General features: G+C 56.5%; 11 protein-coding genes and 1 pseudogene. 8 read left to right on the plus strand and 4 right to left on the minus strand.

The window, feature by feature from the left end:
- Positions 1–102 precede the first annotated feature (102 nt).
- From ACZ1HE_RS17230 to ACZ1HE_RS17260, 7 genes are all read left to right on the plus strand, one after another.
- Positions 103–1,059 carry a tripartite tricarboxylate transporter substrate binding protein gene (locus ACZ1HE_RS17230; RefSeq protein WP_472622752.1) on the plus strand — a complete coding sequence of 319 codons (957 nt, stop codon included), beginning with the start codon at positions 103–105 and terminating at the stop codon, positions 1,057–1,059.
- A complete protein-coding gene (locus ACZ1HE_RS17235; RefSeq protein WP_472622754.1) occupies positions 1,056–1,577 on the plus strand; it encodes a tripartite tricarboxylate transporter TctB family protein in 522 nt (173 codons plus the stop codon). The genes ACZ1HE_RS17230 and ACZ1HE_RS17235 overlap by 4 nt, the downstream gene beginning before the upstream one ends.
- 10 nt (positions 1,578–1,587) lie before the next feature.
- Positions 1,588–3,099, plus strand: a complete 1,512-nt coding sequence (locus tag ACZ1HE_RS17240; RefSeq protein WP_472622756.1) for a tripartite tricarboxylate transporter permease — start codon at positions 1,588–1,590, stop codon at positions 3,097–3,099.
- 37 nt (positions 3,100–3,136) lie between these two features.
- Positions 3,137–6,028, plus strand: a complete 2,892-nt coding sequence (locus ACZ1HE_RS17245; protein ID WP_472622758.1) for an FAD-binding and (Fe-S)-binding domain-containing protein — start codon at positions 3,137–3,139, stop codon at positions 6,026–6,028.
- 9 nt (positions 6,029–6,037) lie between these two features.
- A complete protein-coding gene (locus ACZ1HE_RS17250) occupies positions 6,038–7,255 on the plus strand; it encodes a sulfatase-like hydrolase/transferase (protein ID WP_472622760.1) in 1,218 nt (405 codons plus the stop codon).
- On the plus strand, positions 7,182–7,499 hold the full coding sequence (locus tag ACZ1HE_RS17255; RefSeq protein ID WP_472622762.1) for a hypothetical protein: 318 nt from the start codon (positions 7,182–7,184) through the stop codon (positions 7,497–7,499). The genes ACZ1HE_RS17250 and ACZ1HE_RS17255 overlap by 74 nt, the downstream gene beginning before the upstream one ends.
- A 128-nt stretch (positions 7,500–7,627) precedes the next feature.
- Positions 7,628–8,377, plus strand: a complete 750-nt coding sequence (locus ACZ1HE_RS17260; protein WP_472624533.1) for an amidohydrolase family protein — start codon at positions 7,628–7,630, stop codon at positions 8,375–8,377.
- Here the strand turns inward: ACZ1HE_RS17260 and ACZ1HE_RS17265 are convergent.
- Positions 8,365–9,324: a LysR family transcriptional regulator gene (locus ACZ1HE_RS17265; protein WP_472622764.1), complete on the minus strand. Its 960-nt coding sequence runs from the start codon at positions 9,322–9,324 to the stop codon at positions 8,365–8,367. The genes ACZ1HE_RS17260 and ACZ1HE_RS17265 overlap by 13 nt on opposite strands.
- A gap of 73 nt (positions 9,325–9,397) precedes the next feature.
- A complete protein-coding gene (locus ACZ1HE_RS17270; RefSeq protein WP_472622766.1) occupies positions 9,398–9,784 on the minus strand; it encodes a hypothetical protein in 387 nt (128 codons plus the stop codon).
- 227 nt (positions 9,785–10,011) lie between these two features.
- Here ACZ1HE_RS17270 and ACZ1HE_RS17275 point away from each other — a divergent pair, with 227 nt between their 5' ends.
- Positions 10,012–10,941: a LysR family transcriptional regulator gene (locus tag ACZ1HE_RS17275; protein ID WP_472622768.1), complete on the plus strand. Its 930-nt coding sequence runs from the start codon at positions 10,012–10,014 to the stop codon at positions 10,939–10,941.
- 9 nt (positions 10,942–10,950) lie between these two features.
- Here the strand turns inward: ACZ1HE_RS17275 and ACZ1HE_RS17280 are convergent, their stop codons facing one another.
- Both ACZ1HE_RS17280 and ACZ1HE_RS17285 read right to left on the minus strand, forming a co-directional pair.
- Complete coding sequence (locus ACZ1HE_RS17280) at positions 10,951–11,523, minus strand: sulfatase/phosphatase domain-containing protein (protein ID WP_472622770.1); 573 nt, start codon at positions 11,521–11,523, stop codon at positions 10,951–10,953.
- Positions 11,507–12,412 (minus strand): annotated as a pseudogene (locus ACZ1HE_RS17285) (sulfatase-like hydrolase/transferase); the annotation flags it as partial. The pseudogene ACZ1HE_RS17285 and the gene ACZ1HE_RS17280, both read right to left, overlap by 17 nt.
- Between the last annotated feature and the right edge of the window lie 127 nt (positions 12,413–12,539).

The raw sequence follows: 12,539 nt of genomic DNA on the forward strand, positions 1-12,539 counted from the left end.
GCTTATAGTATTTCAGTGATCGTCAAGCCCTGACTAAGCTCAATGCAATGCAGAATCTATTGACCTCATAAGGTCGGAACTAATGTTTGGGAGGAAACAAACGTGTTCACACTTTCAAAATTCAAAACAGCCCTCACCGGCACCGTTCTGGCGGTTGCCGCATCAATGGCACAAGCCGCGGACTTCCCCGAGCGCCCCATCGACCTGATCGTCGGCTTCAAGGCTGGCGGGGGCACAGACACCTATGCACGTGCTCTGGCAGCGGCAGCTGATGCGCATCTGGGCGGTCAGCCGGTTGTTGTCGTCAACAAGCCCGGCGGCGGCGGCCTGGTTGGTGGCCGTTTCGTGGCAGACCAGCCACCCACCGGCTACACCCTGTATCTGGCTTCGGCCGGTTCCATGGTTTTGAAAAACCTGATCAAACCCCAGGTTGTTGCCGACAAAGACTTCAAGATGGTTGGCACCATCGGTGAACTGACCGCCGGTATCTTTGTGCCCGCGTCGTCGTCGATCCAGACATTGGACGACCTGATCGCGACCGCCAAATCCTCGGACACCAAACTGCGTTGGGGCCATACCGGTCGCGGTAACGTTTGGCACATGGCGGGTCTGGGTGTTCTGAACCCCAACGACGTCAAAGCCAAGGACGTGCCTTTCAAAGGTGGCTCGGGCGTGCGTGCCGCGCTGACAAGTGCCGACGTTGATTTCGGTGTCATGGGCGCTCACCTGGGTCGCGGTTTCGAAGACGACGTGCGCCTTCTGGCCGTCCTTTCGAACGACCGTCACCCCGCGGCCCCGGATGCACCTTCGGCGAAAGAGCTGGGCGTGAACTTCATTCCGGTTTCGACCCCGATGATCGTCATGGCACCTGCACGAACTTCGGACGAAGTCGTCGCCCAACTGTCCGACGCCATGGTCGCGATCACGCAGGAAGCGTCCTATGTCGATACCCTGTCCAAAGCTGGCCTGCCCACATCGAGTGTGAGCGGTCCTGACACCGCAACAGCCATCGAAAACTCGAAGGTCGAGTGGGGCAAACTGCTGGAAACCATGGAATGACCGAGGGTGTTCAAACTGACGTGGCGCGCAAAACTGCGCGCCACAACATCTTTGCCGGAATGGCCCTGATCGCGCTCGCCGCTTTCTTTTTCTGGAAATCCTTCAACATCTCGCTGGATTTCGTTGATGAAGAAGGCATCGGGCCCCGGTTTTTTCCGCAAGCCATCTGTGTTGTTTTGGGGTTGATCGGTGCGGTCATGATCGTCTTTGGCCTGCGTGAGCAAGTTGCCCCTGCAGACAAGTCGAGCTTTGAGGCGAAACGCTTCTTCGCGGATGCGGTGCCGCTCTTTTTGCTGGGGCTACTCTTTGTCTGGATGTTCGGTGCCTTCGGCTATGTCGTCGCCTGCTTTGTGCTGCTGCTGATTGCGGCCATGGTTTTCGGCGTGCGTGGTCCGGCGCTGTTCCTGCTACCAGCCTGTACAACCGTCGTGCTCTATCTGTTGTTCTTCAAGCTGATGACCGTGTTCGAACCTTCGGCAACCATCCTGAACCCCCTGACCCTAATCGGGCTGAAGTGAGGCGCATGACATGGAACTTTTGAACGGTTTCTATACCATCTTCACCACGCCCGAGACGATGATGTTCGTCATATTGGGTGCGGTTCTGGGCGTCATCGTGGGTGCGGTTCCGGGCCTGACGGCCTCGGCCGCGATCGCGATGCTAGTGCCCATCACGTATTACATCGACCCGCTGTCAGCCTTGGCCTTTCTGTACGTCATCGGCAAAGCTGGTCGGTTTGGGGGATCGATATCCGCGATCCTGTTCAATACGCCCGGAACGACGGCTGCGGCGGCAACGGTGATCGACGGGCACGCCCTGACCAAGAAAGGTCAGGCGGGCAAGGCGCTAAAAACCGCAACTGTGGCGTCTGTCATTGGTGACTTTGTGGGTGAGTTCATCCTCATCTTCGGCGCATTGACCATTGCACAGCTGACCCGTGAACTGGGCCCGCCGGATTACTTTGCGATCTATGTCTGCGCCTTCCTGATCATCGGTTCTGTCATTTCGGATTCCGTGCTCAAAGGCATCGCATCGACGCTCTTTGGCGCGACGCTGGCGATGATCGGTCTGGATCCAATCACATCGGAGCCTCGGTTCGATTTTGGAATGGTCGAGCTGTACAACGGCTTCTCGCTGGTGCCGCTGCTTATCGGTCTGTTCGTGATCTCCGAGGTCTTCTCGCAAGTCTTCCCGGCCCGCCAAGGTCAGGAACATCATGACGAGATCAAAGCGAAGAACCCCGACGACGACCGCCTGAGCTGGGCCGAGATCAAACGCTGCTTGCCGTTCATCGGGCGTGGTTCGGCCATCGGTTCGATGGTGGGGTTGATCCCCGGTGTTGGCTCTGCGGTTGCCTGTTTCGTAGCCTATGGCTCGTCCAAGGCCAAAGCGCCCAACAAAGACGAATGGGGCAAAGGCGCGATCGAGGGCGTCGCGGCACCCGAGGCGGCCAACAACGCAGTCTCTGGTCCGTCGATGATCCCGCTTCTGGCGCTTGGTGTTCCAGGCTCGACCATCGCAGCGATGCTCATGGGTGTGTTCCTGATCCACGGCATCCAGGTTGGACCCAAGATCTTTGAGACGTCGGGCGACATCGTTTATGGATTGTTTGCAGCCGGCCTGATCGGGATCGCGTTGTACGGTCTCATCGGCTGGTTTGGTGGTCCTTTGATCGGTCGTATCATCGACAAGGTTCCACAGCGCTTGATCTATCCAACCATTCTGGCAGTGGCATTGATTTCGGCCTACACCGCCCGCTCATCGATGTTCGACGTGATGGTGGCCTGCCTCTTTGGTCTGATCGGCTACTTCATGCGAACGCTGAACTTCAGCCCCGCGGCAACGATCATCGCCTTTGTTCTGGCCCCCGGTGCTGAACAGGCATTGCGTCAGTCGGTGCTGCTGACAGACGATGGCTTTGGCATCTTCCTCCACCGTCCGGTTGCGTTGGTGTTCTTTGCCATTCCTCTTCTGGCCATTGGTATCCGTGTCATCGCACGCATGAAGGCGTCGAAACAAGCACCCGCACCACAAACCTGAAGCCTTAGGTCCGGGCGCATCTGCGCCCGGACCAACCTTGCAGGATCGCACATATGCTGGATTATCCCCCGAAACCTTGTCTCGGTACCTCGACGCACTGCGCATTGGGGGATTTTCTGGTGATATCGAAGACGATCAGGGCGCCCGTCTTGTCGCCTCCACAGATAACAGCATCTATCACATCACCCCCGACGCGATCCTGTTCCCCAAGTCCGCCAAGGACATCGAAACACTGGCCCAACTGTCGCAAGAGCATAACATTTCTTTGACTGCGCGCGGTGGAGGCACGGGAACTAACGGGCAATCTCTGAACGTGGGTGTGATCGTGGATATGTCACGCCACATGCGGGACATCCTGGCATTCGACGTGCAGGCAGGAACTGTCACGGTGCAGCCCGGCGTGGTACTGGATCAGCTGAACACCTACCTCAAACCTCATGGATTTTTCTTTGCGCCGACGGTGTCGACTTCGTCGCGGGCGACGGTGGGCGGCATGTTCGCCACCGATGCCAGCGGCAAGGGCAGCCGGGTTTATGGGCGTATGTCAGATCACGTCGTTGCAGCGGATGTGGTTTTGGCAAACGGGCGGCCTGCCTCTGTCACCACTCACGACACCTCGGACGCAGAGCTTCGCCAGATGGGTCAAGCGTTGCGCGACGAGCTGGACACAAAGGCCGCCGAGATCGCCCGACGTTTTCCAACGCTGAACCGGAGTCTGACCGGCTATAACCTGGATCAGGCGCAGGCGGCGTCGGGTGGTTTGGATTTCATCAAGCTGCTGGCGGGGTCCGAAGGCACACTGGCTTTGACCACGCAGCTGACACTGCGTTTGACACCGATCCCGAAACAGAGCGCGCTAACAGTGCTGGCTTATGACGACTGCGCCCGCGCGCTCAGCCACGTGCCGCATCTGGTCGAAGCAGATCCAAGCGCCATTGAGTTTTTGGATGACAAGATTCTGGCCCTTGCCGCCACCTCACCCATGTGGAGCGAACTGGAAGGCGTGCTCGGGCAAATTGGCGACGCGGGCGGGTTCCTGTTTGTCGAGTTTAGCGGCAAGACCTTGGAAGAAATCGCCGCCGGGCAGGAACGGCTGGCGGCGATCATTGCCGAGAACGTTGTTCCCGTCGCTGCGCAGGTGACCACGACCGAGCCAGCCGACATGTCAGCCCTGTGGGAAATGCGCAAACGTTCGGTAGGTTTGCTGGCCGCAGTTGAGACCAAGCGGATCGGCCTGCCATTTGTCGAGGACGCGGCGGTCCCGCCCGAAAACCTGTCGCAGTTTGTGGCCGAGTTTGGCGCGCTGCTCGATGGTTTCGACCTGTCTTACGGCATGTTCGGCCATGCCGATGTGGGCTGCGTCCACGTGCGCCCGATGCTGAACATGCGCGACGCGCACGACCGGGCAATGATCCGCAAGGTGTCGGACGCAGTATCGAAGCTCTGTCAGAAACACGGTGGCCTGATTTGGGGTGAGCATGGCAAGGGCGTGCGTGGCGAATACGTTGAACGCTATGTGGGTCCCGAGCTTTATGCGGTGATGCGCAAAATCAAGGCTTGGTTTGATCCCGACAATCGCCTTAACCCCGGCAAGTTGGTGACAGCCGCCGAAAGCGATCTGACCGTGATGAAGATCGACGCCGTACCCATGCGCGGTTCCCGCGACGCCGAAATCGACGAACAGACGTTTGGCGCATTCGAGCGCGCGATTGCGTGCAATGGCAACGGAGCGTGTCACAACTGGGCTCCAGACGATCCGATGTGCCCGTCCTTTAAGGCAACACGTGACAAGACGCAGGCCCCAAAAGGTCGCGCCAGCTTGTTCCGGGAATGGGCACGCCTGCGTTCGACTGGTGGGGATTTCAGTTCGATAGAAGCCTCGCTAAAGGACAGTCTGGACACTTGTTTGTCCTGCAAATCCTGCACGGGTCAATGTCCGGTACGTGTGGACATCCCGGCGATGAAATCCGCCTTTCTGCATCAGTATTTCCAAACCCACGCGCGCCCTGCTCGCGATCACCTGCTGCGCCACATGGAGGGACTTTCACTGGCCCTGCGCAAGCTACCGCGTCTGGCCAATCTTCTGTTGGGAAACGGTTTGACACGGGCGGTGTTGAACCGTGGGTTTGGCCTGATCGATATCCCGCGCTATGCGCCTTTGACTGCAGAACAAGCAGTTCAAAACGCCGGGGGACGCATGGTTTATCCCGGCGCGGCTCCGTCGAATTGGGGGAAAGAACCGGTTTTGCTGGTCCTGGACAGTTTCACCGGTGCCTTCGACACGAACGTGATCGCACAATCGACAGCTCTGCTGGACAAGCTGGGGTTCACTGTCTGGGCCATACCACCGGTGGCCAACGGCAAGGCACGACAGGTGCGTGGCATGATGGATGCCTTTGAAACGCAACGCGATCAAACCGTCGCGTTCTTGTCAAAGATTGGAGCGGATGATCTGCCCCTGATCAGCCTTGAACCCGCCGTAACGGATCTGCTGAACAAGGACTACGATCTGGGCACCCTCAAAACCTTGTCGTTGGATCGGTTCCTGTCCGACAATCTGCACAGAATTTCCCAGCTGCCCGTCGACGACACGTGGCACTACACCTTGTTCTCACACTGCACCGAGAAAACAGCCGACCCCGCCGCTTCCCGGCGTTGGCAAGCCGTGTTCAGACATTTCGGCTTGACGCTCGACATTGCCAACACCGGGTGTTGTGGCATGGCCGGGTTGTTTGGACACGAAGCCGAACACCGCGACATGTCCAGCAAGCTCTTCGACATGTCTTGGCGCGACCCACTGAGCGTTGCAGGTTCTGGCGCTTTGGCGACCGGATTTTCCTGCCGCTCCCAGGCGAGACGTTTTGGCAATAGCAAACCCGCACATCCCTGCTCCGCACTTCTGGCGCGGATTGAAGCACAAGCACAATAAGGAACTCCCATGACCGCCCCAAACATGATTGTCCTGATGTCCGATGAGCATGCGTCCAACATCATGGGGTGCGCCGGACACCCATTCATCAAAACACCCAATCTTGACCGGCTGGCTGCGCGGGGCACTCTATTCGAAAACGCCTATACCAATGCGCCTATCTGCGTGCCTGCACGCGCCAGCTTTGCGACCGGCAAATATGGCCACCAGACAGGCCATTGGGACAATGCAACGCCTTACACGGGAGAGCCGAAATCGTGGGGTCACTATCTGCAGCAAAATGGCAACCCTGTAGGTTCTATCGGCAAACTGCATTACCGCAACGCATCCGACCCTGTGGGGTTGGATTTCCAACAGATCCCGATGCATCTGGTCAATGGTGTCGGCGATGTGCTGGGGTGCGTGCGCGAACCGATGCCACGGCGATGGAAAGCCCGCGATCTGGCCGACAGCGCAGGCGCAGGTGAGACATCATACACCACCTATGATCGCAACATCACCGATGCCGCTTGCGAGTGGATTGCCGAACGCGGGCAAGAACCTGCGGGTGACAAACCGTGGACCGTGTTCATCTCAATGGTCGCACCGCATTTCCCGCTGACAGCGCCAAAGGAGTTCTATGACCTGTACAAGGACATGGACCTCAAGCCTTCGAAACCCGCGCGCGAAAGTGACCACACCTGGCTCAAAGCGCTGCGCCGTTGTTTCGTCTACGACAATTTCAACGAGGAACGTACGCAAGCCGCGCTAACCGGCTATTTCGGGTTGGTCAGCTTCATGGACCACAATGTGGGCCGCATTCTGGACGCGCTTGAAACAGCCGGGCTAAACGACAACACAAACGTCATCTATGTCAGCGACCATGGCGACAACATGGGCGAGCGTGGCATGTGGGGTAAGTCCAACATGTACGAAGAGGCCGCCGCCATTCCGATGATCATGGCCGGGCCAAACCTGCCCGGTGGCAAGGTTTGCAAGACACCAGTGTCACTGGCGGATGTTTTTCCCACCGTCCTGGATTGCGCCGGACTTAAGGCCGATGACCCTGAACTGCCCGGCCGCTCACTGTTCCAGATTGCGACTGAGGAAGATTGCCCGGACCGCGCCGTATTCTCGGAATATCACGCCGCTCGGCGCCATGTCGGGCGCGTTCATGATCCGCAAAGGTCCATGGAAATACATCTACTATACCGGGTTAGAACCGCAGCTTTTCAATCTGAAAGATGACTCTGCGGAAGTTAACGATCTGGGCACTTCGCCAGACCACGACGCCATCCGGGCCGATCTGCATGCCGAATTGCTCAAAGTCTGCGATCCCGATGCGGTCGACCGTCAAGCCAGGGCTGATCAAGCCGCGATCATCGAGCAACATGGTGGCGTCGAGGCGGTGTTGGAACGCGGTGGGTTCGGTGCGACCCCTGCACCGGGCGTCAATGCTAACTTTGTCGCTTCGAATGGCGCCTCGACATGACCGAGGCCAACACTGAAATCCCCAACTGCGCGGCACCGGATAGGGCACCGCGCGTACCGCAATTTGAGTTACCTCCGCTGGCTTGCGATTGCCATTCCCACGTGTTCGGCCCTCCAGAGCAATACCCGATGGTACCCCACAGATTGTACACTCCGCCGGAAGCGTCATTGGCATCATATGAACACTTGCTGAAAACGTTAGGGTTTCAGCGCGCCGTTGTCGTGCAGCCCAGCATTTACGGCACCGACAATCGCGCGACGCTTGAGGCCACGGCCACCAACCCTGAACGTTACCGTGCTGTGGTCGTGGTCGATGCTTCGGTCAGCGAGGATGAATTGCAGCTCATGCATGATCAGGGTGCGCGTGGGGTCCGGGCCAATCTGTTGTTCAGTGGCGATAAGGCGATGACCGATGTTCGCACCATCGCCGACAAAATCGCACCGATGGGTTGGCATCTTCAAGTGCTGCTGGACATCAGCACCTTCCCTGACCCCTACGCTTTTTTCTCGGCCCTGCCTGTTCAAACCGTTTTCGACCATATGGGGCACTTTTCAGTGGCCAAGGGCATCGAGACCGAAGGGTTTCAGGCCCTGCTGAACCTGATGAGAGCGGGAAAGGCGTGGAGCAAACTATCAGGTGCTTACCGCGTCACCAGTCAAGCTGCGCCGCCTTACGATGATGTCACGGATGTCGCGAGGGCCTTGATCTCGGCGAACCCGGATCAGGTCGTCTTTGGCACAGATTGGCCGCACCCACATATCCCGGTGGCTATGCCCAATGACGGGGATTTGTTAGATGAATTGGTGACTTGGGCCCCATCGGTAGAAACCCGGAACGCTATCCTGTCGGACAATCCGGCGCGCCTTTACGATTTTTGATCTTCGGGTTGAACATGCCTAAATGTGCCGCGGATTATGCCGCTATCAAACAGTTCGTGGCAGATATCCAGCAACTCTTGCCGAACCGCCCGCGATCCCGCGTTCAGCGGCTGATTGCGTGGCCAGGTCAAATACACTTCGCGGATCAAATCTGGCTTGACCAAACGTTTTGCAGAAATTTCCCCGCGGCGCCAGAGCGCATCAATTGACGGCCACGGCAACACGCCTGACGTTACACCGCTGCGGATGTAGCTAAGCCTCAGCCGGGCAGATTCCGTTGTGACACGCAAGTTCAGCGCCCGACCCATCTTTTCAGCCACATCTTCGACAATTTCGCGAACAGCATGAGACTGCTGGCTCAAGACCAATGGCGTAGAGAACAAGGCTTTGACCTCTTCGGTCTCATCCCCGGAACAGGGTTTGTCGCCCGCTTTGCGTCGGGTCACCAGGTACAAGGGTTCAGTATAGAGATGTAGATACTCGGCCTTGGAAGCTTGTTCGCGGGTCGCCAAAATACCCAGATCCACGCGGCTGTTTTCAATCATCTCTTTCACGTTCAGCGCCAACTCCTCCAGAATTCGAAGCTCAACCTCGGGATATTTTTCGGCCACCCTTTCCAACAACAACGGCGCGACATGAACACCCAACATCGGTGGTACAACAATCGAAACTTCGCCACGGGGGGTATCCGCCTCTTTCCTGACGTCATCGGTGGCCTGTTTAATCTGCGCCACGATCTTGCGGGCATGTTGATACAGAACTTTACCAGCCTGTGTCGGTTTGACCCCGCGCGAAGAGCGAATAAGCAATTCAGTGGTAAGTTCTTCTTCCAGATTTGCAATGTGCTGGCTCAACGCGGGTTGGGCAATATGCAGCACCCTCGCGGCACTGGACACACTGCCCTGATCAACGATTGAAATGAAATAGCGAAGCTGACGAATGTTCATATCAAACTCTAGCAAGTTAAGCAGTCTAAACCACTATAGCCACGCCAGAGAAAGAAGAAAATCTGATATCAGTTCAACGCAGATCTTGCGCAAACGATGACCGCATCTGCGCCGCCCAAATACCATCAATCCGTGTAACCACCCAAAGCGAAAGAAAGGACACCAGCGGCTGTCCTTCTTTGTCGAACCGGTTCACCATCACGTCCAAATGCACTTTGCTTTCGCTGGATTGCAGCACGTTCAGATGCCCCCATTCGGTATGGCCCCAATCGTCCCCTGCCCTCGTCTTGAAATCGCGGAAATAGCTGTCTGGGGTTTCCCAGATCTTCACCACCTCGCCGGACAGTCGATAATGTGGAAAGTGGAGCGTCTTTGATATGCCTGCGCCATCACGCGCATTCAGTGCCTGCACATGGCGATGCATGACCTCTTTGGCGGCTGCAATTGCATCATTGTTCATTTGTGCCTCACTTTCGAACCGACAGGTCCATTCAGAGAACCCAGATTTGGTAAAACAGTATCAACGCGGTATTCGGTTCAAAAATATCTTTTTGATATGAATGTTAGAGGAAATTCGGATCACGAGTTGATGGTCACGCTCGTGCACAAATCGTATTATTCTGACAAGTTGGTTCCAAAAACGCACAAAATTGATACCAGACCAGGGTAGAAGAAATGTCCGCGAGAATGCCCAAAATTCCTTCACTCAGGCTGTTTGTTGAGGTCATGCAGGCAGGGACAATTGCAAGCGTCGCTGAGAAGATGCATTTGACGCCATCTGCGGCCAGCAGAATGTTATCGGCGTTGGAGTGTGATCTGGAACTGAAACTGTTTCGCAGGGAACGACAGCGCCTGATCCCGACGGAGGCAGCTGAAACCTTTCTGCCCGAAGCAATTCGTGCCCTCAGCGTCTTTGATGAACTGCCACGAATTTCCGATGCCATTCGCGATGGCGCGACCAAGGAACAGACAATTCGGATACTCGGGTTTCCACGGATGGCTGAACAAATTCTACCCAGCGCCGTTCGCCGCTATTACCGTGAGACCAAGTCCAGCACTCGCGTCAGCATCAGTGTTGAGGCCCGGCATAGTATCAAACGTTGGGCTGCATCGCGTATGTTCGATATTGCCCTGACAACGGTTCCTGTTGTTCATGCCGGCGTTCGCGGAGAGCCAATCATCGACTTTCCCCTATGCGTAACGTTGCCTCGGACACATGCCTTGTCTGACCAACGTGAAATTCCTGTTCAGGCTTTGGCCAATGAACCGCTGTCGTTGATAGAAAGCGGTTCGATCATGCGTCAACGCATTGCTCGGCTGTTCGACAGTGCTGGTTTGATCCCAAATGTTCGACAAGAAAGCGGAACGGTTGATGTCGCGATCAATATCGGACTGGCAGTCGGCAGTTTGACAATAACAGATGGCATTTTCCCCAAGACCCTGCTTGGGGAAAACTATGTGCTCCGCCGAATGAAAACAGAGCTTTCTATCCCTGTTGGGTTCGTGGTCCCCGTCGATCGCGACGTCGATGGTGCAGCTTCCCTCATGAAAGAGGCGATCCGACGTGAGGTTCTGGCGTATCGGCAAGAATTGGACAGGAAACTGGAAGCTGACTAAACGGCAGGCTCAGATCTTCTCCAGATTGACTTTCTTGCCGGGAATGGGCGAAGCCGCAATGGAGCCAGAGTTTCTTACCGCGTCATAGCCGCCCAACGCCTCGATCCGGGCCAACTGGTCGGCCTTGCTCTGCGCATTTAGCTCTTCGGGATTGACCATCTCGCGCAATAGCGCCACAAGCTCCACCTCTTTTGGATGGGTGTTCCCACCAGCCAGCAAATCGATTGCTTCATCAGGGTCAATCGCCAGATCAAAGAGCTGGTTGGGCATATCGACGTGATAGATCAGTTTCCAATCACCCTGCCGGATCAGGAAACTGGAATTTACACTTCCCATCGCGTGATATTCAGAAAAACCCGGCCGCTGCGGCTGCTCGCCGTTGATCACCTGCAAAAGCGAGCAACCTGGCAGGCCCCCGTCCATTGCGGTCGGCACGTCGAAAAGGTCCAAAATTGTTGGGAAAAGGTCCACATGACTGACGCAATCTGAAACTGTCCTGCCCTCCGACAATCCTGGACCAGCCATAATTAGTGGAACGCCGAGCGGAATGCTCATAAAGATTGGCCTTGCCCAGAATGCCATGGGCCCCGATGGCCTCGCCGTGATCGGATGTGTAAGCCATCCGTGTGGTGTCGGCCAAACCCAGTTCCTCTGCCATATCAATCACCTTGCCGATTTCTGCATCAGTCTGGGTGATCAGCGCACAGTATCCTGCATATGCATTTCGCAAGAATGTTTCGTCCATGCCTTGGGGCAGCTGATTCATCCACGCAAGATATGCCATGGCCGGATGCTCATACCGATCAGGCGCATTCCATGTGGACGGCAGGGGCATGTCTTCGGGCGGGTACAGATCCCAAAACTCCTGTTTCGCCCGGAACGCGGGATGCGGGCTGGGATAAGACACGATCAGGGCCCATGGTTCAGCGTTGTCGGCATTGGCGCGCAACCAGTCGATTGCGCGTTCGGTGATCTGGCGGTCATAAATCTGGTAGTCTGTCGCTCCTGGCCCAGAATTCCCATAGATTGTCTTGTGACCTGCGCGGCTTGGTACCCCTTGTTCGGTTGCACGTAACAACGTGAGCGGAGATCCAATGCCATCAACCACATGCATCGTGTGAATTTCTTGGGCAAAACCATTGTCGTCCTGCTCTGACCGGTAGTGCAACTTCCCAATTGCAGTGACAGGCACGTTGGCGTCACGCAGCCGATGGTGCCAGGTCTTGACCGATCCGTCATACATTGTTGCATTATCCCAGAACCCCGTTTGATGAGGATACCGGCCCGTGGCGATCGCTGCGCGAGCCGGACAACACAACGTCGTTGTGGCGTAAGCGTTTTCAAAACGAACCCCGCGCCCTGCAAGTTTGTCGAGGTTCGGGGTCCGCACAGTTGAATGCCCCGCTGCGCCAAGAAAGCTCTTGGCGTGATTGTCTGTCACGAAAAAGATAAAATTGCCGGGTGGTGCCATTGGGAGGAGTCCTCAGATCAAATCCACTTACGCCATGTACATAACGGCACCTGCTGCACAGGTTCGTGCAAAATTGGAAATATCTAGTTCGAAATTGGCCAGCGCAAATCGATGAACTCAGACAGAT

It is taken from the genome of Falsiruegeria sp. JB4-1, from assembly GCF_055693495.1.